Source organism: Streptomyces sp. NBC_01723 (genome assembly GCF_036246005.1).
GTDB lineage: Bacteria > Actinomycetota > Actinomycetes > Streptomycetales > Streptomycetaceae > Streptomyces.
In genome coordinates, this window is sequence record NZ_CP109171.1 from 1,384,046 (window position 1) to 1,405,843 (window position 21,798).

At 72.4% G+C, this 21,798-nt stretch carries 19 protein-coding genes; 1 reads left to right on the forward strand and 18 read right to left on the reverse strand.

What is annotated here, in order from left to right:
* Positions 1 to 4: 4 nt before the first annotated feature.
* The 5 genes from OIE75_RS06575 to fmt form a co-directional block, all read right to left on the reverse strand.
* Positions 5 to 358, reverse strand: coding sequence for a barstar family protein (locus OIE75_RS06575; RefSeq protein ID WP_161332823.1), 354 nt, complete (start codon positions 356 to 358; stop codon positions 5 to 7).
* 47 nt (positions 359 to 405) lie between these two features.
* Positions 406 to 1,449: a sugar-binding transcriptional regulator gene (locus tag OIE75_RS06580; protein ID WP_122617166.1), complete on the reverse strand. Its 1,044-nt coding sequence runs from the start codon at positions 1,447 to 1,449 to the stop codon at positions 406 to 408.
* Positions 1,450 to 1,526: 77 nt separating this feature from the next.
* Positions 1,527 to 2,213, reverse strand: a complete 687-nt coding sequence (rpe, locus tag OIE75_RS06585) for a ribulose-phosphate 3-epimerase (RefSeq protein ID WP_234958265.1) — start codon at positions 2,211 to 2,213, stop codon at positions 1,527 to 1,529.
* Between the two features lie 132 nt (positions 2,214 to 2,345).
* Positions 2,346 to 3,773, reverse strand: a complete 1,428-nt coding sequence (locus tag OIE75_RS06590; protein ID WP_329469946.1) for an RsmB/NOP family class I SAM-dependent RNA methyltransferase — start codon at positions 3,771 to 3,773, stop codon at positions 2,346 to 2,348.
* Positions 3,774 to 3,849: 76 nt separating this feature from the next.
* Positions 3,850 to 4,782, reverse strand: a complete 933-nt coding sequence (fmt, locus tag OIE75_RS06595) for a methionyl-tRNA formyltransferase (RefSeq protein WP_307010506.1) — start codon at positions 4,780 to 4,782, stop codon at positions 3,850 to 3,852.
* 329 nt (positions 4,783 to 5,111) lie between these two features.
* Between fmt and OIE75_RS06600 the strand changes: the two genes are divergently transcribed.
* Positions 5,112 to 5,663: a hypothetical protein gene (locus tag OIE75_RS06600; RefSeq protein ID WP_329469948.1), complete on the forward strand. Its 552-nt coding sequence runs from the start codon at positions 5,112 to 5,114 to the stop codon at positions 5,661 to 5,663.
* Positions 5,664 to 5,750: 87 nt separating this feature from the next.
* On the opposite strand, the gene OIE75_RS06605 is transcribed toward OIE75_RS06600, so the two are convergent.
* The 13 genes from OIE75_RS06605 to OIE75_RS06665 form a co-directional block, all read right to left on the reverse strand.
* Entirely contained in the window at positions 5,751 to 7,901 is a 2,151-nt protein-coding gene (locus tag OIE75_RS06605) for a primosomal protein N' (RefSeq protein ID WP_329469949.1), read from the reverse strand.
* Positions 7,902 to 8,076: 175 nt separating this feature from the next.
* On the reverse strand, positions 8,077 to 9,285 hold the full coding sequence (gene metK, locus OIE75_RS06610; RefSeq protein ID WP_125493510.1) for a methionine adenosyltransferase: 1,209 nt from the start codon (positions 9,283 to 9,285) through the stop codon (positions 8,077 to 8,079).
* A 242-nt stretch (positions 9,286 to 9,527) separates the two neighbouring features.
* Entirely contained in the window at positions 9,528 to 10,730 is a 1,203-nt protein-coding gene (gene coaBC, locus OIE75_RS06615; RefSeq protein ID WP_329469951.1) for a bifunctional phosphopantothenoylcysteine decarboxylase/phosphopantothenate--cysteine ligase CoaBC, read from the reverse strand.
* 123 nt (positions 10,731 to 10,853) lie between these two features.
* Entirely contained in the window at positions 10,854 to 11,126 is a 273-nt protein-coding gene (gene rpoZ / locus OIE75_RS06620; protein WP_003977348.1) for a DNA-directed RNA polymerase subunit omega, read from the reverse strand.
* A gap of 51 nt (positions 11,127 to 11,177) precedes the next feature.
* Positions 11,178 to 11,771 carry a guanylate kinase gene (gmk, locus tag OIE75_RS06625; protein WP_329469953.1) on the reverse strand — a complete coding sequence of 198 codons (594 nt, stop codon included), beginning with the start codon at positions 11,769 to 11,771 and terminating at the stop codon, positions 11,178 to 11,180.
* 38 nt (positions 11,772 to 11,809) lie between these two features.
* Positions 11,810 to 12,133 (reverse strand): integration host factor, encoded by a 324-nt coding sequence (locus OIE75_RS06630; RefSeq protein WP_003977346.1) that lies wholly within the window; start codon positions 12,131 to 12,133, stop codon positions 11,810 to 11,812.
* Positions 12,134 to 12,366: 233 nt separating this feature from the next.
* Entirely contained in the window at positions 12,367 to 13,212 is an 846-nt protein-coding gene (gene pyrF, locus OIE75_RS06635; protein WP_329473942.1) for an orotidine-5'-phosphate decarboxylase, read from the reverse strand.
* A 5-nt stretch (positions 13,213 to 13,217) separates the two neighbouring features.
* Positions 13,218 to 14,324, reverse strand: coding sequence for a quinone-dependent dihydroorotate dehydrogenase (locus tag OIE75_RS06640; RefSeq protein WP_307010513.1), 1,107 nt, complete (start codon positions 14,322 to 14,324; stop codon positions 13,218 to 13,220).
* A 96-nt stretch (positions 14,325 to 14,420) separates the two neighbouring features.
* Positions 14,421 to 17,729 carry a carbamoyl-phosphate synthase large subunit gene (gene carB, locus OIE75_RS06645; protein WP_329469954.1) on the reverse strand — a complete coding sequence of 1,103 codons (3,309 nt, stop codon included), beginning with the start codon at positions 17,727 to 17,729 and terminating at the stop codon, positions 14,421 to 14,423.
* The gene (gene carA, locus OIE75_RS06650; RefSeq protein WP_307010517.1) at positions 17,722 to 18,879 is read right to left on the reverse strand and encodes a glutamine-hydrolyzing carbamoyl-phosphate synthase small subunit; all 1,158 of its coding nucleotides are present in this window, start codon (positions 18,877 to 18,879) and stop codon (positions 17,722 to 17,724) included. Before carA ends, carB begins: the two co-directional genes overlap by 8 nt.
* Positions 18,876 to 19,442 carry a PH-like domain-containing protein gene (locus OIE75_RS06655; protein ID WP_307010519.1) on the reverse strand — a complete coding sequence of 189 codons (567 nt, stop codon included), beginning with the start codon at positions 19,440 to 19,442 and terminating at the stop codon, positions 18,876 to 18,878. The genes carA and OIE75_RS06655 overlap by 4 nt, the downstream gene beginning before the upstream one ends.
* Positions 19,439 to 20,725 carry a dihydroorotase gene (locus OIE75_RS06660; protein ID WP_122617180.1) on the reverse strand — a complete coding sequence of 429 codons (1,287 nt, stop codon included), beginning with the start codon at positions 20,723 to 20,725 and terminating at the stop codon, positions 19,439 to 19,441. The genes OIE75_RS06655 and OIE75_RS06660 overlap by 4 nt, the downstream gene beginning before the upstream one ends.
* Positions 20,726 to 20,730: 5 nt before the next feature.
* Complete coding sequence (locus tag OIE75_RS06665) at positions 20,731 to 21,711, reverse strand: aspartate carbamoyltransferase catalytic subunit (protein WP_307010521.1); 981 nt, start codon at positions 21,709 to 21,711, stop codon at positions 20,731 to 20,733.
* Between the last annotated feature and the right edge of the window lie 87 nt (positions 21,712 to 21,798).

Here is a 21,798-nt window from a genome sequence, read left to right on the forward strand (position 1 = left end):
CAGATCATCCAGGCTGGTCAGGAGCCTCCTTGGAGGAACCTCCAGGTCCGAGCGTGACGAAGAGTCCCGGCCCGCGGTCGGTGGCCTCGGCGAAGACCTCCTCGGCCACGGTCCACTCGTCCGGCCGCGCCTCGGCGTACGCCCGCCAGCCCCGCACCACGAGGACCAGCCCCCGCTCCTGGGCCTCCGGCGGCCAGACGGACGGGTCGGAGAGGGAGTCGGCGAGCGCGTCCCAGTTCCGGCCGAACCAGTCGGGCAGGGCCAGGTCACGGGCGCAGCGGTCCATCAGGCCCGCCTTGTCCGTGACCCCGTCGAGGTCCAGCGTGACCACGAGCCGCCCCGCGGGATCCTCGGTCATGTCGTGCCCTCTCCCGTTCTGGTCGTCCGTGCCGTCCTGAGTCTCCGTCAGACCCCGTCCGGGTCCGTCCGGTTGAGCGTGGACTTCGGTGCCGAGCCCAGCGTCATCAGGTGGTCGGCGGCCGACGTGTCCGTCACCAGGCTGGTGACCAGCCCGGAGCGCAGCACCGCGTCGATGGCCGCCGCCTTGCGCTGCCCGCCCGCGATCGCGACGACCTCGGGGATGCGGCGGAGCTGGTCGGCCTTGACCGTGATGCACCGCTCCCCCAGGTCCCGCCCGACCCGGCGCCCCTCGGCGTCGAAGAGGTGCGCGGACATCTCGGCGGCGACCCCGAGCGAGGCGTAGTGCGCGCGCTCCTCGTCGCTGAGCATGTCGTGCACCGTCGAGATGCCCGGCTCCCAGGAGCCGATGGAGACGCAGGCGACCGTGACCTTGTCGAAGTACTCGAAGGCCCGGGCGATCCCGGTCTGGTGGCGCAGCGCCTGCGCGGTGGCCGCGTCCGGCAGGAGCATCGGCGCGTAGATGGGGTGCGCGTCGCCGCCGGACACCTGCGCGGCGCGCCGCACGGCCTCGACCGAGCCGCGTTCGGCGGTCCCGGCGTCGTACACGCCCGTCAGCTGCACCACCGTGCACGGCGGCAGCCGGTCGAGCGCCGCCGCCATGTGGATGGTGGACCGGCCCCAGGCCAGGCCCAGCACGTCGCCCTCGGTGACCAGCTCGCCGAGCAGGTCGGCGGCCACCTCGCCCAGGTTCTCGGGGTCGGGTGTCTCCTCGGCGTCGGCCGGGGACTCCACCACGACGGCGTGCCTGAGCCCGTAGCGGGCCCGCAGCGCGTCCGAGCGCTCGGCGTCCAGCTCGGCCGGCACCCGGATCTCGATTCGTACAAGGTCTCGCTCAAGGGCGGTCTCCAGGACCCTGGCCACCTTGAAGCGGCTGACGCCGAACTCCTCCGCGATCTGGATCTTGGACTTGCCCTCGAGGTAGAAGCGGCGGGCCATGGCCGCCGCCTGGACCAGCTCAGCGGGTCCCATCCGCATGGCTGAACGGCCCGCCGACATACCCGACACGGCGATCTCCTCACTGCTGTTCACACTCTGGATACGCCGTTCATCCTTGCAGATTCGACGCACTTGATCAGCCCTGATGGGAGCCGTTCACGTTCTGTTCCTCAGTGGTCGCAGGACCAGGACGCCCCGGCGGTCGCCGACTCGGCCTGCGTGCGCAGTGCACGTACCGCCTCGGCCGGGTCGGATGCCCCGTAGACGGCGGAACCCGCGACGAAGACGTCCGCTCCGGCGTCGGCGCACTGCTCGATCGTCGACGCCGACACGCCGCCGTCGACCTGGAGCCACAGCTCCAGACCATGCTTCTTGATCAGCTCACGGGTGCGCCGGATCTTCGGGAGCATGATGTCGAGGAACGCCTGCCCGCCGAAGCCCGGTTCAACCGTCATGATCAGCAGCATGTCGAGTTCGGGGAGCAGGTCCTCGTACGGCTCGATCGGCGTCGCGGGCTTCAGCGCCATGGACGCGCGGGCGCCCTTGGCGCGGATCTCCCGGGCCAGCCGTACCGGCGCGGCGGCCGCCTCGACGTGGAAGGTGACGGAACCGGCCCCGGCCTCCACGTACTGCGGCGCCCAGCGGTCGGGGGCGTCGATCATCAGGTGGCAGTCCAGGGGGGTCTCGGTCGCCTTGGCCAGCGACTCCACGACCGGCACGCCGAGTGTGAGGTTCGGGACGAAGTGGTTGTCCATGACGTCGACGTGGAGCCAGTCGGCTCCGGCGACCGCCTCGGCCTCGTCCGCGAGGCGGGCGAAGTCGGCGGAGAGGATGCTGGGGTTGATCTGCGCGGCCATGGCCCCAAGCCTGCCATGCCCTCCGGGGGTGTGGCCGGACGGGGGGCCGGGGGGTGGGGGGTTGTTCGTCGGGTGCGGGCGGGATGTGGATGCTCGCGCACTTCCCCGCGCCCCTTCGGGTTCCGGGGCGCGTTATGCGGTTCTGCGGATCAGGGCCAGGTACATCGCGTCCGTGCCGTGGAGGTGGGGCCAGAGCTGTACGTCGGGGCCCTCGCCGAGGGCGGGGACGCCGGGGAGGAGGGGGCGGGCGTCGAGGAGGTCGGCGCCGGGGTGCTGCTTGAGGACGTCCGTGACGACCGCGCGGGTCTCGGCGAGGTGGGGTGAGCAGGTCGCGTAAGCGACCACGCCGCCGATCCGTACGGCGTCCAGGGCACCGCGCAGCAGGCCGCGCTGGAGCGGGGCGAACCCCTCCAGGTCCTCGGGCCGGCGCCGCCAGCGCGCCTCGGGTCGGCGGCGGAGGGCACCCAGGCCGGTGCAGGGCACGTCGACCAGGACGCGGTCGAAGCTGCCGGGGCGCCACGCCGGACGGGTCCCGTCGGCGGCGATCACCTGGTACGGCCCCGGGTTCCCGTCCAGCGCCTTGGCCACCAGTCCCGCGCGGTGCGGCTGCTTCTCCGAGGCGAGCAGGAAGGCGCCGCGTTCGGCGGCCAGGGCGCCGAGCAGCGCGGCCTTGCCGCCGGGACCGGCGCATCCGTCCAGCCAGTGCCGGTCGGGGCCTTCCAGGGGCGCGCCCGCGAGGGCGAGGGCGACGAGCTGACTGCCCTCGTCCTGCACACCCGCGCGGCCCTCGCGTACGGCCTCGACGGCCCCGGGCTCGCCGCCCTCGCTGAGCCGCACCGCGTACGGCGACCAGCGGCCCGGCACGGCGGCCTCCTCGCCGAGCAGCTCGTCGGTCGTGGCACGGCCGGGGCGGGCGACGAGGGTCACCTCGGGCCGCTCGTTGTCGGCGGCCAGCAGGTCCTCGATGCCGGCCCGGCCGCCGCCGAGCGAGTCCCACAGCGCGGAGACCACCCAGCGGGGGTGCGAGTGCACGACGGCGAGGTGGTCCTCGGGATCCTCGTCGTAGGGCGGCGCGACCCGCTCCAGCCAGCCGTCGAGGTCGTCCCGCGCCACCTTGCGCAGCACGGCGTTGACGAACTTGGCCCGCCCGTCGCCGAGCACGACCCGCGCCAGCTCCACGGAGGCGGACACGGCGGCGTGGCTGGGGATGCGGGTGCCCAGGAGCTGGTGCACGCCGAGACTCAGCACGTCCAGGACGGGCGGGTCGACCTCCCGCAGCGGCCGGTCGACGCAGTCGGCGATGATCGCGTCGTACGTCCCCTGCCGGCGCAGCGTCCCGTACACCAGCTCGGTCGCGAGGGCGGCGTCCCGGGCGTCGAACTTCTCGGGGCCCTCCTTCTCCCGCGCCTTGCGCAGCAGCGGCGGCAGCACCAGGTTGGCGTAGGCGTCCCGCTCGTCCACCGCCCTAAGCGCCTCGAAGGCGAGCAGGCGGACGGGGTCCTTCTGCGGCCTGCGGTAGGGCTTGCCGGGCTTGCGGGGACGACGAGGCTGCTCGCTCACGAAAAGGTGCTCCGGGTGTGTGATGAAGTGCGCTGTCCAGCCTACGTCGGGCCGGGGAACGGGGGTGCGGCGGTGGTCAGTCGCCCAGCAGCTCGCCCTCGGTGATCCGCGCCCCCCGCGCCCAGTCCGCGGCCCGCATCGGCTTCTTGCCCTGCGCCTGCACCCACAGCAGCTCGACGGCGTAGGAGCCGGTGCCGACGTACACGTTGTTCTTGCCGGGGGCGAGCTGCCCGGGGGCGAGGTCGTTCCGGTCGGGGAGCGGGACCGCCTGCACGAGCTTGAGCCGCTCGCCCCGGAAGGTGGTCCAGGCACCGGGCGCCGGGGTGCACCCGCGCACCACGCGGTCCACGCGCAGCGCCGGGGCGGACCAGTCGATCCGGGCGTCCTCGACGGTGATCTTCGGAGCGAGGGTGACACCGTCGGCCGGCTGCGGTACGGCGTCCAGGGTGCCGTCCTCGATGCCGTCCATGGTGGCCGCGAGCAGCCCGGCGCCGGCGAACGCGAGCCGGGTCAGCAGGTCGCCGCTGGTGTCGGTGGACCGCACGGTCTCGGTGACCGTCCCGTAGACGGGGCCGGAGTCCAGGCCCTCCTCGATCAGGAAGGTGGACGCGCCGGTGATCTCGTCGCCCGCCATGAGCGCGTGCTGCACGGGCGCGGCCCCGCGCCAGGCGGGCAGCAGCGAGAAGTGCAGGTTGACCCAGCCGCGGGCGGGCACGTCGAGGGCGACCCGGGGCAGCAGGGCCCCGTAGGCGACGACGGGGCAGCAGTCGGGCGCGATCGCGCGCAGCCGGTCCAGGAACTCGGGGTCGCGCGGCTTCGCGGGCTTGAGCACCTCGATGCCCGCCTCCTCGGCCCGTTCGGCCACGGGCGAGGCGACCATCCGGCGCCCGCGCCCGGCCGGAGCGTCGGGCCGCGTGACGACGGCGGCCACCTCGTGACGCCCGGAGGCGATCAGGGCGTCCAGAGCGGGAACGGCGACCTCGGGGGTACCGGCGAAGACGAGCTTCATGGGTGGGACGGGCCTCTCGGGCGGGGGCGTGGGCGGGCAGCACACCAGTCTACGAGCCCGGGCGAACCGGGTAGCCGCCGACGGCGAGCGACAACGACGGCAGAGGTCCATCTCCCAACGAACTGGAAACGGGTGGTGCGCGGGTGGGAGAGACAAGCCGATGGCCGGCGGCCGAGGCGCACACCTCACCGAACCAGGCGCACGCATATGCCCCCACGCCCCCACCCCGTGACCCGCGGAGCCCCCACGCGTTGGTCAAGGAAGAGTTGACCACACCGGGCCGCCCGCGCGGCCCGATTCCTTTCAACGCCGGTTCGAGAGGCTTGTTCATGGCCGACCACGCAACCCACGACGCCCAGGCTCGGGCCAGCCTGCACTTGCTGGTGCGGGACATCGAGCGGGTCCGCCGGCAGGTGGACGCACTGCGCACCCTCACCGCCCAGCTGGGCAACGTCTACCGTCCGCGTCGCTCCGGCCCCTCCACGGGCTTCGTCGTCTACGGACGCGCCCCCGCCCCGACGGTCCGGCTCGCCCAGGAACTGCGGGACAGCGTCGAGACCCTGGTCACCGCCGCCGTGGACTTCGACCGCTCGCTCGGCTTCTCGTGGGACGCGGTGGGCTCCGCACTCGGCGTCACCAAGCAGGCGGTGCACCGCCGCTACGGCTCCCGCCGCGCCGCCGCCCAGCCGGTGGCCGCCGCCGAGGCGCCCGAGCCCACCCCGGAGCCGACGGGCACCCGACCGGTCAACGTGGGCCCCGCCCTCCCCGGGGTGCCCACGGTCCCGGCCGCGCGTTCGATGCCGACCCAGCCGACGTCGAGCAGCCCGGCCTGGCGCGACGAGGTCCGGCCGACGGCCTTCCCGGGGCCGCGCAACGGCTGACGGCACCGCCCGGCCGCCCTCCCGGATCCTGCTGGAGGGCGGTCGGCCGTTTCGGCCACCGGCTCCCGCGGGGGCGGCCCGCGCCCCTCAGCCGATGTCCGGCGGATCGATCCGCACCCACACCACCGCGTCGCTCCCCCGTGCCGTCCGCGCCGCCTGGGCGGCCTTCAGCGCACCGGCCAGCGCCGCCCCGCGCCCCGGCGGCACCCGGATCAGCGCCCGCTCCCAATGCTCCCCGGGCGGTGGGGCCCCCGCCCGGCGCGGACGCCCTGCCGAGGTGACCGGCAGCGGCACCGGGCCCAGCACCTCGGCCTCGGGCGGCAGCTCCGCGGCACCCAGGAAACCGGCCACCGCCTCCGGAGGCCCGGCCACGGCCGCCATCCTGGACACCGGCGGAAAACCCAGCTCGGCCCGCTCGGCCAGCTCCCGCACCGCGTGACCGACGGGGTCCCAGCGCACCAGCGCCTGCACCGGCCTGAGGGTCGGCTCGGCGACGGCGACGACGGTGCCGCCGGCGCTCTGCGGGCGCACCAGCGCGGCGGCGGCCAGCCAGCGGCGCAGCGCGTCCTCACCGGCGCGCAGGTCGGGCCGCCCGAGCATCGCCCAGCCGTCGAGCAGCAACGCCGCCGCGTAGCCGCCCTCGGCGACGGGTTCGGCGCCCGGGGTGCTGACGACCAGCGCCGGGGCCTGCGCCACGGTGTCCAGCACATGCTCGCGTCCGGAGGTGCGCACGGGCACCGCGGGGAAGGCGCGACCCAGTTCCTCGGCGGTGCGCCGCGCCCCCACCACCTGCGCGCGCAGCCGGAAGGCGCCGCACTCCGGGCAGTGCCAGCCGCTCTCCTCGCGCCCGCACCAGCCGCACCGCAGCGCGGACCCGGACTCCTGCCCCTCCAGCGGCCCCGCGCAGTGGCGGCACCGCGCGGGCGTCCGGCACGCGGCGCACGCCATCCGCGGCACGTAGCCCCGCCGCGGCACCTGCACCAGCACCGGTCCGTGCCGCAGTCCGTCCCTGACGACCTGCCAGGCGAAGGTCGGCAGCCGTGCGGCGCGGGCGGCCTCGTCCCGGGCCAGGTCGCCGTCGCCCACGGTGCGCACCAGCGGGGCGACGGCCCGCACCTGGTCCCGGGCGGCGACCAGCGGCCGGGCCCAGCCGGTCTCCACGAGCTGGGCGGCTTCCACGGTGCAGCTCCAGCCGCCCAGCAGGAAGGCGCACCGGTCCTGGGCGGCGCGCAGCAGCAGCACCTCCCGCGCGTGCGGCTGCGGGGCGTGCGGCTCGCTGTGGCTGTCGTCGCCGTCGTCCCAGAGGGCGACCAGCCCGAGGTCGCGCACCGGCGCGAACATGGCCGCGCGGGTCCCGACGACGGCCCGTACGGCGCCCCGGCGCACCGCGAGCCACTGCGCGTACCGCTTCTCGGGTCCGGCGTCGGCGGTGAGCACCGCGTGCCGCCCCTCGCCGAGCAGGCCGGTCAGCGCGGCGTCGACGCGGGCGACCGCCCGCCCGTCCGGCAGGACGACGAGCGCGCCCCGGCCGGAGGCCAGCGTGGCCGCCACCGCCCGCGCCAGCTCCTCGCTCCACTGCGGGCCGGGCAGCGCGTTCCACACCGCGCGGGGTGCGCTTCCCGAGGCGAGCGCCCTCACGAACGCCTCGCCCCGCTCGTACCGCGCCCAGGACCCCGGCTCCGGCGCCGGCGGCGGGGGCAGCGGGTCCGGCGAGGCTCGCTTCTCGGCGCGCGCGTTGCGCGGGGGTACGGCGAGCTGGAGCACGTCGGCGAGGCTGCCCGCGTACCGGTCGGCGACGGCGCGCACGAGTCCCAGCAGCTCCTCGTCGAGGATCCGCTCGGGCGAGACGACCTGGGCCAGCGCCGCGAGGGGCCCCGAGTAGTCGGACTCGGCGCGCCGCTCGATGAGGAAGCCGTCGATGAGCCCGCCGCCCTCGCGCCGCCCGTCCCGCACCCGGTGCCGCCCGGCCCCGAAGCGCACCCGCACCCGCACACCGGGCTGGGCCTCGGCGTCGAGCTCCTCGGGCACCGCGTAGTCGAAGTACCGGTCGAGGTGGAGCACGCCCTTGTCGACGAGCACCCTGGCGACCGGCAGCTCCCCGGCGAGCGCGGCTCCGCGCCAGGTCCGCGGTTTGGCCCGGGGCGTCTTCGCCCGGCGCACGGTCTCCCGGATGAGCGCGAGCTGCTCGGGCGGCGCGTCCTGCGCGCCGCCCTCGGCCGGTCCGTTCTCGCTGCTCACGCCTGCATTCTCGCAAAGGCCACTGACAACCGCGGGCGCCCGCGATCACACCGTCCCGGTACCGGTCCGACGCCGCCCCGGAACGCGCCGGGGCCCGGCGCCCCCGTCGGGGACACCGGGCCTCGTGACGTGCGAAGGACGCGTCCGCGCCTCCTGGAGTGGCGCTCCGGGCGTCCTAGAGCCCCGCCGCCTTGCGCAGCGCGTCCACGCGGTCGGTGCGCTCCCAGGTGAAGTCCGCCAGCTCACGGCCGAAGTGGCCGTAGGCGGCGGTCTGGGCGTAGATCGGGCGAAGCAGGTCGAGGTCGCGGATGATCGCGGCCGGACGGAGGTCGAAGACCTCGTCGATCGCCTTCTCGATCTTCTCGGTGTCGATCTTGGCGGTGCCGAAGGTCTCCACGAAGAGGCCGACCGGCTCGGCCTTGCCGATGGCGTAGGCCACCTGGACCTCGCAGCGGGCGGCGAGGCCCGCGGCGACCACGTTCTTGGCGACCCAGCGCATGGCGTAGGCGGCGGAGCGGTCGACCTTGGACGGGTCCTTGCCGGAGAAGGCGCCGCCGCCGTGGCGGGCCATGCCGCCGTACGTGTCGATGATGATCTTGCGGCCGGTGAGGCCGGCGTCGCCCATCGGGCCGCCGATCTCGAAGCGGCCGGTGGGGTTGACCAGGAGCCGGTAGTTCTCCGTGTCCAGCTTGATGCCGTCGTCGAGGAGCGCCTTCAGCTCGGGCTCGACGACGAATTCCTTGATGTCGGGAGCGAGCAGCGACTCCAGGTCGATGTCGCTGGCGTGCTGGGAGGAGACCACGACCGTGTCGAGGCGGACGGCCTTGTCGCCGTCGTACTCGATGGTCACCTGGGTCTTGCCGTCGGGGCGCAGGTAGGGGATGGTCCCGTTCTTGCGGACCTCGGAGAGGCGCTTGGAGAGGCGGTGCGCCAGGAAGACGGGCAGCGGCATGAGGGTCGGCGTCTCGTCGGACGCGTAGCCGAACATCAGGCCCTGGTCGCCGGCGCCCTGCCGGTCCAGCTCGTCCTCGTCGCCCTCGACCCGGTTCTCGTAAGCCGTGTCGACGCCCTGCGCGATGTCCGGGGACTGGGCGCCGATCGAGACCGAGACGCCGCAGGACGCGCCGTCGAAGCCCTTCTTCGAGGAGTCGTAGCCGATCTCCAGGATCTTGCCGCGGACGAGGGTGGCGATGTCCGCGTAGGCCTTGGTGGTGACCTCTCCGGCCACGTGCACCAGACCGGTGGTGATCAGGGTTTCGACGGCGACCCGAGAGGTCGGGTCCTCGCGCAGAAGCGCGTCGAGAATGGTGTCGCTGATCTGGTCAGCGATCTTGTCGGGGTGACCTTCGGTCACGGACTCCGAGGTGAACAGGCGACGGGACACAACGCTCCCTGGGGTTGCAGCGGCTGCTGGCTGATCATTGGCGGACGGCACGGGGAGCTGCACCCGGCGACGTCCAAGGAACAGTTTATCGGTCACGCTCGGCCGCGGACTCACCCGTCTCAGCTCTCGGAAGGGCTGTGACCTGCGGCACGGGCATTCTGCCCAGAACGAGGCGGCCTTGGCCAGGGCCGCCACGCTCGAATGGGCGGGGTTCGCGCGGACCGCCCGGCCGAATGGCTCATTCAGGCGAGTCGTTCCGCCACGAGGTCCCACACCGTTTCGGCCAGGTCCTCCTTCGGACCGTACGGAACGGGGGTCTCGGTGCCGTCGGCGCCGAGGACGACGGCCTCGTTCTCCTCCGCGCCGAAGGTCTTGCGCTCCCCCACCTCGTTGACCACGAGGAGGTCGCAGCCCTTGCGCTTCAGCTTCGCCCGGCCGTTGGCGAGGACGTCGTCGGTCTCGGCGGCGAAGCCGACGACCACCTGGCCCGGGCGGGCCCGGCTGCCGGAGACCTCGGCGAGGATGTCCGGATTCCGCACCAGCTCGATCGGCGCCGGTTCCTGGCCGTCCTTCTTCTTGATCTTTCCGGTGGCGTAGGCGGCCGGCCGGAAGTCGGCGACCGCCGCGGCCATGACGACGGCGTCCGCCTCCGCCGCGACCCGCAGCACCGCCTCGCGCAGCTCCACCGCGGTGCCCACCGGGACCACGTCCACGCCGGCCGGGTCCGGGAGCGACGGGTTCGCCGAGAGCAGGGTGACGCGGGCCCCGCGCGCGGCGGCGGTGCGGGCGAGGGCGTAGCCCTGCTTGCCGGAGGAGCGGTTGCCGAGGAACCGGACCGGGTCGAGGGGCTCCCGGGTGCCGCCTGCGCTGACCACGACGTGGCGTCCGGCGAGGTCCGGCTCCCGCGCGCCCCGGGCGAGTACCCGGCGGCAGACCTCGAAGATCTCGCCGGGGTCGGGCAGCCGCCCCTTGCCGGTGTCGACGCCGGTGAGGCGGCCGACGGCCGGTTCGACGACGACGGCGCCGCGGCGGCGCAGTGTCGCCACGTTCTCCTGGGTGGCCGGGTGCTCCCACATCTCGGTGTGCATGGCGGGGGCGAAGACGACCGGGCAGCGGGCCGTCAGGAGGGTGTTGGTGAGGAGGTCGTCGGCGAGGCCGTGGGCCGCCTTGGCCAGCATGTCGGCGGTGGCGGGCGCGACGACGACCAGGTCGGCGTGCTGGCCGATGCGCACGTGCGGGACCTCGTGGACGTCGTCCCACACCTCGGTCGACACGGGGTTTCCGGACAGGGCGGACCAGGTGGCGGCGCCGACGAAGTGCAGGGCGGAGGCGGTGGGGACGACCCGGACCTCGTGCCCCGACTCCGTGAACCTGCGCAGCAGCTCACAGGCCTTGTACGCGGCGATGCCGCCACTGACCCCCAGAACGACCTTGGGCTTGTCCACCGTCTCTCCCCGACTCGGATAACGCTTACGACCCATGACACACCACAGGCCCGACAGTCGGGCTGCCGGGCCTGTGGAAAAGTCAGCTTCAGGCTGAAAATACTACCGCCGATGTCGCCGGTACTACTGCGCCGGACCCTCGATGGCCTCGGAGGTCAGCAGCCCTGCGTTGATCTCGCGCAGGGCGATCGAGAGCGGCTTCTCGTGTACGTGGGTGTCGACGAGCGGACCGACGTACTCGAGGAGGCCCTCACCGAGCTGCGAGTAGTACGCGTTGATCTGGCGGGCGCGCTTGGCCGCGTAGATCACGAGGCTGTACTTCGAGTCCGTGGCCTCGAGGAGCTCGTCGATCGGCGGGTTGATGATGCCCTCGGGCGCGGAGATGGAAGAGGACACGCTCTACCTTCCGATGGATGGGAAAGATTCAGCCAGAGTGACCAGTAACGATCACACGACGTTCGTCAAGGCTAGCAGCTCGCGCGCCACGTCCTCGACGGAGGTGTTGACCAGCGTCTGATCGAACTCCGGCTCGGCCGCCAGCTCGACCTTGGCCGTGCCGAGGCGGCGCTCGATCACGTCCGGCGGTTCGGTGCCGCGCCCGGTGAGCCGGCGCACCAGCTCCTCCCAGGAGGGCGGGGCCAGGAACACCAGCTGGGCCTCGGGCATGGAGGCGCGGACCTGCCGGGCACCCTGGAGGTCGATCTCCAGGAGCACCGGCTCACCGGCCTCCAGGCGCTCCAGTACCGCCGCGCGCGGCGTGCCGTAGCGGTTGCCGGCGAACTCGGCCCACTCCAGCAGCTCCCCGTTGGCGATCAGCTTGTCCATCTCCTCGTCGGTGACGAAGAAGTAGTGGACACCGTACTGCTCGCCCGGGCGGGGCCGGCGGGTCGTCGCCGAGACCGACAGCCATACCTCGGGGTGTTCCTTGCGCATATGGGCGACGACCGTGCTCTTGCCGACCCCCGAGGGGCCGGAGAGCACGGTCAGCCGCGGACGTGCGTCCGGGGGTACGGGGGACGTCCCCCGGGGTGTTGCAGCCATGCCAGCGATTATTCCAGCAATCCCGGAGTGGTCCGGACTCAGCTGCCGGTGCTGCCGAACTCACGCTCCAGGGAGGCGATCTGGTTGGACCCGAGACCGCGCACGCGGCGGCTCTCGGAGATGCCCAGACGCTCCATGATCTGCTTGGCGCGGACCTTGCCCACGCCCGGCAGGGACTCGAGGAGGGCGGAGACCTTCATCTTGCCGATGACGTCGTTCTCCTGACCCTGCTTGATGACCTCGTGGAGGGAGGCGCCGGAGTGCTTGAGTCGATTCTTGACCTCGGCCCGCTCCCGGCGAGCCGCGGCGGCCTTTTCGAGCGCGGCTGCGCGCTGTTCAGGGGTAAGGGGCGGAAGAGCCACGCCTACGTCACCTCGGATGTCGAACTGTCGGATACGGACCGGTGAGGAACCTAGTCGCCCCACACCTGGGGAGCCACGAGCAACACGCTTGCCCGCTGGCTCTCGACGGAGACTAGCGGTCAAGTCCGCCAGAGTCAGCGAGAACAGCGGAAAAGTCCTGGTCAGCCTCCGTGAGGCCGGACATTAGGGACATAATGCCTCGGATTTGAGGATGTATCCAAGGTCTCGGCGTCCTAGGCCGCCGCCAGAGCGGCTCTGACCTCGTCGGCGAAGCGGTCCACGGCCGTACGCAGTGCGGTTGCGTCCGGACCGTGACGAAGCACACCCCTGCTGACATTCGGCACCACGTTGCGCACCGCCGCACCGAACACGCGCGGCAGGTCCGCCGGGGTCGCTCCCTGGGCGCCGATGCCGGGTGCGAGGAGCGGTCCGTTGACGTCCAGGTCGTACGACGACAGGTCGCCGAGGGTGGCGCCGACCACCGCGCCGAAGGAGCCGAGGGGCTCCTCCCCCGCGTTCTCGGCGGCGAGGTGCGCCAGCATCGTCGCCCCCACGCTCCGCCCGTCGGGCCGGACCGCGTGCTGGACCTCACCGCCCTCCGGGTTCGAGGTCAGCGCCAGCACGAACAGACCGGCACCGCTCTCGCGCGCCAGGTCGACGGCCGGCCTCAGGGAGCCGTAGCCGAGGTAGGGCGAGACCGTCAGCGCGTCCGAGAACAGCGGCGCGTCCTTGCGCAGGAAGGACTCCGCGTAGGCGGCCATGGTCGAGCCGATGTCGCCGCGCTTGGCGTCCATGACCACCAGTGCCCCGGCCGCGCGCGCCTCCTCGACGGACTTCTCCAGGACGGCGACGCCGCGCGAACCGAAGCGCTCGAAGAAGGCGCTCTGCGGCTTGAGCACGGCCACCCGGTCCGCCGTCGCCTCGACCACGGTGCGGCTGAAGCGCTCCAGACCGGCCACGTCGTCGCCCAGCCCCCACTCGGCGAGCAGGGAGGCGTGCGGGTCGATGCCGACGCACAGCGGGCCGCGCTCGTCCATCGCGCGGCGCAGCCGGGCGCCGAAGGGCTCGAGTACCGTCATGCGGGTCATCGGGGCTTCCTCACGTCGGCGCCGACCGCGTCGGCGAGGGTGGCGTAGGGGCTCTGCCGCAGCCGCGCGGCGAGCCCCTTGTGGATGGCACGGCCCCAGAGCGGGCCCTCGTAGATGAACGCGCTGTAGCCCTGGACCAGCGTGGCCCCGGCCAGGATGCGCTGCCAGGCGTCCTCGGCGTTCTCCACGCCGCCGACGCCCACCAGGGTGATCCGGTCGCCCACGCGCGCGTACAGGCGGCGCAGGACCTCCAGGGAGCGCGCCTTGAGGGGCGCGCCGGACAGGCCGCCGGTCTCGCGCACGAGGACGGGTGAGGAGGTCAGGCCCAGACCCTCGCGCGCGATGGTGGTGTTGGTGGCGATGATGCCGTCCAGGCCCAGCTCCACGGCCAGGTCGGCGACCGCGTCCACGTCCTCGTCGGCGAGGTCCGGCGCGATCTTCACCAGGAGCGGGACGCGCCGTGCGGTGACCGCGCGGTCGGCGGCCTCGCGGACCGCCGTCAGGAGCGGCCGCAGCGCTTCGGTGGCCTGGAGGTTGCGCAGCCCGGGCGTGTTCGGGGAGGAGACGTTGACGACCAGGTAGTCGGCGTGCGGGGCGAGCCGTTCGGCGGACTTCACGTAGTCGCCGACGGCCTCCTCCTCCGGGACGGCCTTGGTCTTGCCGATGTTGACGCCGACGACCGTCGGGAAGACGGGCGTGCGGGAGGCCAGGCGGGCGGCCACGGCCAGCGAGCCGTCGTTGTTGAAGCCCATCCGGTTGATCAGCGCCCGGTCGCCCACCAGCCGGAACAGCCGCTTCTTGGGGTTGCCGGGCTGCGGCTCCCCGGTCACGGTGCCGATCTCGACGTGGTCGAAGCCGAGCATCGCCATGCCGTCGACGGCGACGGCGTTCTTGTCGAACCCGGCGGCGAGCCCGAAGGGTCCGTGCATGCGCAGGCCCAGGGCCTCGGTACGCAGTTCCTTGTGGCGGGGCGCGAGGGCGGCGGCGACGAAGGTGCGCAGCACGGGGACGCGGGCGGCCAGCCGGATCCAGCGGAAGGCCAGGTGGTGGGCCTGCTCCGGGTCCATGCGGGAGAAGAAGAGCTTGAAGAAGATCGTGTACATGTGTCCTCGTGACGCCTCTGGAGACGGTCGGCTCATGAAGGAGACGGTGGGGTCATGAAGAGGGGGACACCGTTTCCGGTGTCCCCCTCGGGGCCGCTAGTCGCGGGCCGCGGTCAGGAATTCCGCGTGTTCCTGGAGCGAGCGCACTCCCACGTCTCCGTGGTTGAGGGCGTCGATGCCCTGGACCGCCGCCGCCAGTGCCTGGACGGTGGTCAGGCAGGGCACGGAGCGGGCCACGGCGGCCGTGCGGATGTCGTAGCCGTCGAGGCGGCCGCCGGTGCCGTACGGGGTGTTGACGATGAGGTCGACGCCGCCGTCGTGGATGAGCTGGACGATGGTCTTCTCGCCGTTCGGGCCGGGGCCCTCGGACTGCTTGCGGACCACCGTGGCGTTGATGCCGTTGCGCTTGAGGACCTCGGCGGTGCCGGAGGTGGCCATCAGCTCGAAGCCGTGGGCGACCAGCTCGCGGGCCGGGAAGATCATCGAGCGCTTGTCCCGGTTGGCGACCGAGATGAAGGCACGTCCCTTGGTGGGCAGCGGGCCGTACGCGCCCGCCTGCGACTTGGCGTAGGCCGTCCCGAAGACCGAGTCGATGCCCATGACCTCACCGGTGGAGCGCATCTCCGGACCGAGGACGGTGTCGACGCCGCGGCCGTGGATGTCCCGGAAGCGGGACCACGGCATCACGGCCTCCTTGACGGAGATCGGCGCGTCCAGCGGCAGCTCGCCGCCGTCGCCGGTGGCCGGGAGCAGGCCCTCGGCGCGCAGCTCGGCGATGGTGGAGCCCAGCGAGATGCGGGCGGCAGCCTTGGCCAGCGGCACCGCGGTCGCCTTCGAGGTGAAGGGCACCGTGCGGGACGCGCGCGGGTTGGCCTCCAGGACGTAAAGGATGTCCCCGGCCAGCGCGAACTGGATGTTGATCAGGCCGCGCACGCCGACGCCCTTGGCGATGCCCTCGGTGGAGGCCCGCAGCCGCTTGATGTCGAAGCCGCCGAGCGTGATCGGGGGCAGGGCGCACGCCGAGTCGCCGGAGTGGATGCCGGCCTCCTCGATGTGCTCCATGACGCCGCCGAGATACAGCTCCTCGCCGTCGTACAGCGCGTCGACGTCGATCTCGATCGCGTCGTCCAGGAACCGGTCGACGAGGACCGGCCGGGAGGGGCTGATCTCGGTCGACTCGGCGATGTAGGCCTCCAGGCGGGTCTCGTCGTAGACGATCTCCATGCCGCGTCCGCCGAGGACGTAGGAGGGCCGTACCAGGACGGGGTAGCCGATCTCGTCGGCGATGCCCTTGGCCTCGGCGAAGGTGGTGGCGGTGCCGTGCTTGGGGGCGGGCAGGCCCGCCTCCGCGAGGACCCGGCCGAAGGCGCCGCGGTCCTCGGCGGCGTGGATGGCCTCGGGCGAGGTGCCGACGACCGGCACGCCGTTGTCCTTGAGCGCCTGCGACAGGCCCAGCGGGGTCTGGCCGCCGAGCTGGACGACGACACCGGCGACCGGGCCGGCCTGCTGCTCCGCGTGGACGATCTCCAGGACGTCCTCCAGGGTGAGCGGCTCGAAGTACAGCCGGTCGGAGGTGTCGTAGTCGGTGGAGACGGTCTCCGGGTTGCAGTTGACCATCACGGTCTCGTACCCGGCGTCGCTGAGCGCGAAGGAGGCGTGGACGCAGGAGTAGTCGAACTCGATGCCCTGGCCGATGCGGTTCGGGCCGGAGCCCAGGATGATGACGGCCGGCTTCTCGCGCGGCGCGACCTCGGTCTCCTCGTCGTAGGAGGAGTAGAAGTACGGCGTCTGCGCGGCGAACTCGGCCGCGCAGGTGTCGACCGTCTTGTAGACCGGGCGGATCCCGAGCGCGTGCCGGACCTCGCGGACCACGTCCTCGCGCAGGCCGCGGATCTCGCCGACCTGCTGGTCGGAGAAGCCGTGCCGCTTGGCCTCGGCGAGCAGGTCGGCGGTCAGCTCGGGCGCCGCGGTCAGCTCGTCGGCGGTCTCCTTGATCAGGAAGAGCTGGTCGACGAACCAGGGGTCGATCTTCGTGTACTCGAAGACCTCCTCGGGCGTGGCGCCCGCGCGGATGGCCTGCATGACCAGGTTGATGCGGCCGTCGGTGGGCCGGACGGCCTCGCGCAGCAGTTCGGCCTTGTCGCCCGTCTCGCCGACGAAGGTGAACTGGCTGCCCTTCTTCTCCAGCGAGCGCAGGGCCTTCTGGAAGGCCTCGGTGAAGTTGCGGCCGATGGCCATGGCCTCGCCGACCGACTTCATGGTGGTGGTGAGCGTGGAGTCGGCCTGCGGGAACTTCTCGAAGGCGAAGCGCGGGGCCTTGACGACCACGTAGTCGAGGGTCGGCTCGAAGGAGGCCGGGGTCTCGCGGGTGATGTCGTTCGGGATCTCGTCGAGCGTGTAGCCGACGGCCAGCTTGGCCGCGATCTTGGCGATCGGGAAGCCGGTCGCCTTGGAGGCCAGCGCCGAGGAGCGCGACACGCGCGGGTTCATCTCGATGACGATCACGCGACCGTCCTCGGGGTTCACCGCGAACTGGATGTTGCAGCCGCCGGTGTCGACGCCGACCTCGCGGATGATCGCGATGCCGACGTCGCGCAGCACCTGGTACTCACGGTCGGTCAGCGTCATCGCGGGCGCGACGGTGATCGAGTCGCCGGTGTGCACGCCCATGGGGTCGAAGTTCTCGATGGAGCAGACGACCACCACGTTGTCGTGCTTGTCGCGCATCAGCTCCAGCTCGTACTCCTTCCAGCCGAGGATGGACTCCTCCAGGAGCACCTCGGTGGTCGGCGAGAGGGTGAGGCCCTGTCCGGCGATGCGGCGCAGTTCCTCCTCGTCGTGGGCGAAGCCGGAGCCGGCGCCGCCCATGGTGAAGGAGGGTCGGACGACGACCGGGTAGCCGCCGAGCGCGTCGACGCCCTTGAGGACGTCGTCCATCGAGTGGCAGATGTAGGAGCGGGCGGACTCGCCGTGCCCGATCTTCTTGCGGACCTCCTCGACGACGTCCTTGAAGAGGTCGCGGTCCTCGCCCTTGTTGATCGCCTCGACATTGGCGCCGATCAGTTCGACGCCGTACTTCTCCAGCACGCCCTGGCCGTGCATGGAGATCGCGGTGTTGAGGGCGGTCTGGCCGCCGAGCGTCGGCAGCAGCGCGTCGGGGCGCTCCTTGGCGATGATCTTCTCGACGAACTCGGGGGTGATCGGCTCGACGTAGGTGGCGTCGGCGATCTCCGGGTCGGTCATGATCGTCGCCGGGTTGGAGTTCACCAGGATGACGCGCAGGCCCTCGGCCTTGAGCACGCGGCACGCCTGGGTGCCCGAGTAGTCGAACTCGGCGGCCTGGCCGATGACGATCGGGCCGGAGCCGATGACCAGGACGGACTGGATATCGGTGCGCTTAGGCACGCTGGCCCTCCATCAAAGCTGTGCTCATCAAAGACGTGAAGCGGTCGAACAGGTAGGCGGCGTCGTGCGGGCCGGCGGCCGCCTCGGGGTGGTACTGGACGCTGAAGGCCGGCCGGTCGAGGAGCTGGAGGCCCTCCACCACGTTGTCGTTGAGGCAGACGTGGGAGACCTCGGCGCGGCCGTACGGCGTGTCGGAGACCCGGTCGAGCGGGGCGTCGACGGCGAAGCCGTGGTTGTGCGCGGTGACCTCGACCTTGCCGGTCGTACGGTCCTGCACCGGCTGGTTGATGCCGCGGTGGCCGTACTTCAGCTTGAAGGTGCCGAAGCCGAGCGCGCGGCCCAGGATCTGGTTGCCGAAGCAGATGCCGAAGAGGGGGGTGCCGCGCTCCAGGACGCCCCGCATGACGGAGACCGGGTGGTCGGCGGTGGCCGGGTCGCCGGGGCCGTTGGAGAAGAAGACGCCGTCCGGGTTGACGGCGTAGACGTCCTCGACGGTGGCCGTGGCGGGCAGCACGTGCACCTCGATGCCCCGCTCGGCCATGCGGTGCGGGGTCATGCCCTTGATGCCGAGGTCGACGGCGGCGACGGTGTACTTCTTCTCGCCGATCGCCGGGACGACGTACGCCTCGGTGGTGGCGACCTCGGCGGAGAGGTCGGCGCCGCTCATCTCGGGGGCCTGGCGGACCTCGGCGAGCATGGTGCCCTCGTCGGGCAGCGCGTGGCCGGAGAAGATGCCGACCCGCATGGCGCCGCGCTCGCGCAGGTGACGGGTGAGGGCGCGGGTGTCGATGCCGGAGATGCCGACGACGCCCTGGGCGGCCAGCTCCTCGTCGAGGGAGCGGGTGGAGCGCCAGTTGGAGGGCACGCGCGCGGGGTCGCGGACGACGTACCCGGCGACCCAGATCTTCCTGGACTCCATGTCCTCGTCGTTGACCCCGGTGTTCCCGACGTGCGGGGCGGTCATGACGACGACCTGACGGTGGTACGACGGGTCGGTGAGGGTCTCCTGGTAGCCGGTCATGCCGGTGGAGAACACGGCTTCGCCGAAGGTGGCCCCCACGGCCCCGTAGGCGCGGCCGCGGAAGGTCCGGCCGTCCTCCAGGACGAGTACTGCGGGAGTCCTGTCGACTCCCCTGGTGGAGGTCGTCATCGTGCGCCTTCCGTTTCCGTCTTGTTGATCATGTCGTTCAGTGTTTCGACCCACTCGTTGTGCTCGGCCGCGTGGTCGGAGCGGAAGCCGGAGTCGATCAGCTTGTCCCCGTGCGCCCAGGTGACGACGAGCAGTCCGCCCTCGGTGAGGACCTTGCCCGCGATGCCCTTGTCGAGCCGGGCCTCGCGCAGTGCGGTGACGGGGACGAAGAAGTCGGCCGCGCCGGGGCGTACGACGTCCAGTCCCGTGTCCGTCAGGGTGAGCTCGACCCGGCTGCGGGTGCCCAGGCCGTGCGCCACGATGCGGTCCAGCCACTGCCCGGCGGTGGTGGAGCCGTGGTAGCGGCCGCTCAGTACCAGTCTCGCCGGACCGGGGTCGTCCGGCGCGCCGGGCAGGTCGGGCAGGTCGCTTTGGAGGGTGCCGCGCCACTTCCAGCCCTCGCGCATCAGCCAGTAGACGAGCGCGACGAACAGTCCGAGGCCGACGACCCAGCCGATACGGGCGGCCCAGTCGGTCACTTGCGCCGATTCCTTCTCGGCGGCCAGCAGGATTACAGGTGTCACGTGAGCTTCCCGTCGACGAGCGTGGCCTTGCCCCGCAGCCACGTGTGCGTCACACGGCCCGGCAGCTCACGGCCCTCGTACGGGGTGTTGCGGCTGCGCGAGGCGAAGCCCGCGGGGTCCACCTGGCCACGGTATTCCGTGTCGACGAGGGTGAGGTTGGCGGGCTCACCAGCCGAGACGGGACGGCCGTGTCCGGTGGCTTGTCCGATCTGCGCGGGCTTGACGGACATCCGGTCGGCGACGCCGGCCCAGTCCAGCAGGCCCGTTTCCACCATGGTCTCCTGGACCACCGACAGCGCGGTCTCCAGGCCCACCATCCCCATGGCGGCGGCGGCCCACTCGCAGTCCTTGTCCTCGTGCGGGTGCGGGGCGTGGTCGGTGGCGACGATGTCGATCGTGCCGTCGGCGAGCGCCTCGCGCAGCGCCAGGACGTCACGCTCGGTGCGCAGCGGCGGGTTGACCTTGTAGACCGGGTTGTACGACCGGACCAGCTCGTCGGTGAGGAGCAGGTGGTGCGGGGTGACCTCGGCGGTGACGTCGATGCCGCGGGACTTGGCCCAGCGGACGATCTCGACGGACCCGGCGGTCGACAGGTGGCAGATGTGGACGCGGGAGCCGACGTGCTCGGCGAGCAGCACGTCCCGCGCGATGACCGACTCCTCGGCCACCGCCGGCCAGCCGCCGAGGCCCAGCTCGGCGGAGACGACGCCCTCGTTCATCTGGGCGCCCTCGGTGAGGCGGGGCTCCTGGGCGTGCTGGGCGACGACGCCGTTGAAGGCCTTCACGTACTCCAGGGCGCGGCGCATGATCACGGCGTCGTGGACGCACTTGCCGTCGTCGGAGAAGACGGTGACGCCGGCCGCGGACTCGTGCATGGCGCCCAGCTCGGCGAGCTTGGCGCCCTCCAGGCCGACGGTCACGGCGCCGATGGGCTGCACGTCGCAGTAGCCGGACTCCTGGCCGAGCCGCCAGACCTGCTCGACGACGCCGGCGGTGTCGGCGACGGGGAAGGTGTTGGCCATGGCGAAGACGTTGGTGTAGCCGCCGCTCGCGGCCGCGCGGGTGCCGGTGAGGACGGTCTCGGAGTCTTCGCGGCCGGGTTCGCGCAGGTGGGTGTGGAGGTCGACCAGGCCGGGCAGCAGCACCTTGCCGCCGGCTTCGACGACCTCGGCGCCCTCGGCGCTCAGCCCCGTACCGACCTCGGCGATCGTCGCGCCGTCGATCAGCACGTCCTGCGGCTCGCCACCGAGCACCTTCGCACCGCGGATCAGGATCTTGCTCATGTGTCTTACTTCTCCTCGCTGGTGCGGGCGTGGGTCACGGCGGGCTCGTTGCCGCCGAGCAGCAGGTACAGGACGGCCATCCGGATGGAGACGCCGTTGGTGACCTGCTCGACGACGGTGCAGCGGTCGGAGTCGGCGACCTCGGCGGTGATCTCCATGCCGCGGACCATCGGGCCGGGGTGCATCACGATGGCGTGGTCGGGCATCTTCGCCATGCGTTCGCCGTCGAGGCCGTAGCGGCGGGAGTACTCGCGCTCGGTCGGGAAGAACGCGGCGTTCATGCGCTCGCGCTGCACGCGCAGCAGCATCACCGCGTCGGACTTGGGGAGCGTCGAGTCGAGGTCGTAGGAGACCTCGCAGGGCCAGGTCTCGACGCCGACCGGCAGCAGGGTGGGCGGGGCGACGAGGGTGACCTCGGCGCCGAGGGTGTGCAGCAGGTCGACGTTGGAGCGGGCGACCCTGCTGTGCAGGATGTCGCCGACCAGGGTGATCCGGCGGCCGTTCAGGTCCTTGCCGAGGCCGGCGTCGCGGCCGACCAGGCGGCGGCGCATCGTGAAGGCGTCGAGGAGGGCCTGGGTGGGGTGCTGGTGGGTGCCGTCGCCGGCGTTGACCACGGCCGCGTCGATCCAGCCGGAGGTGGCCAGCCGGTACGGGGCGCCGGAGGCGCCGTGCCGGATGACGACCGCGTCGACGCCCATGGCCTCCAGGGTCTGGGCGGTGTCCTTGAGGGACTCGCCCTTGGAGACGCTGGATCCCTTGGCGGTGAAGTTGATGACGTCCGCGGACAGGCGCTTCTCGGCGGCCTCGAAGGAGATCCGGGTCCGGGTGGAGTCCTCGAAGAAGAGGTTGACGACGGTACGGCCGCGCAGGGTCGGCAGTTTCTTGATCGGCCGGTCCGCGACCCGGGCCATCTCCTCGGCGGTGTCGAGGATCAGGACGGCGTCGTCGCGGGTGAGGTCGGCGGCCGAGATGAGATGACGCTGCATCTGTCAGGCTCCGTAGGGCGAGTCATGCGGAAGAGCGGGATAATTCGGGCGGCCCGGCACGCGCGGGGGCGCGCCGACGGGGCGTAC

What these genes read in the sequence shown, in the direction of transcription:
- OIE75_RS06575 (WP_161332823.1), bottom strand. Translation starts at nt 358, where the DNA reads ATGACCGAGGATCCCGCGGGGCGGCTCGTGGTCACGCTGGACCTCGAC.
- rpe (WP_234958265.1), bottom strand. Translation starts at nt 2,213, where the DNA reads ATGGCCGCGCAGATCAACCCCAGCATCCTCTCCGCCGACTTCGCCCGC.
- fmt (WP_307010506.1), bottom strand. Translation starts at nt 4,782, where the DNA reads ATGAAGCTCGTCTTCGCCGGTACCCCCGAGGTCGCCGTTCCCGCTCTG.
- OIE75_RS06600 (WP_329469948.1), top strand. Translation starts at nt 5,112, where the DNA reads ATGGCCGACCACGCAACCCACGACGCCCAGGCTCGGGCCAGCCTGCAC.
- gmk (WP_329469953.1), bottom strand. Translation starts at nt 11,771, where the DNA reads ATGGCTGCAACACCCCGGGGGACGTCCCCCGTACCCCCGGACGCACGT.
- pyrF (WP_329473942.1), bottom strand. Translation starts at nt 13,212, where the DNA reads ATGACGGTACTCGAGCCCTTCGGCGCCCGGCTGCGCCGCGCGATGGAC.
- OIE75_RS06640 (WP_307010513.1), bottom strand. Translation starts at nt 14,324, where the DNA reads ATGTACACGATCTTCTTCAAGCTCTTCTTCTCCCGCATGGACCCGGAG.
- carA (WP_307010517.1), bottom strand. Translation starts at nt 18,879, where the DNA reads ATGACGACCTCCACCAGGGGAGTCGACAGGACTCCCGCAGTACTCGTC.
- OIE75_RS06660 (WP_122617180.1), bottom strand. Translation starts at nt 20,725, where the DNA reads ATGAGCAAGATCCTGATCCGCGGTGCGAAGGTGCTCGGTGGCGAGCCG.
- OIE75_RS06665 (WP_307010521.1), bottom strand. Translation starts at nt 21,711, where the DNA reads ATGCAGCGTCATCTCATCTCGGCCGCCGACCTCACCCGCGACGACGCC.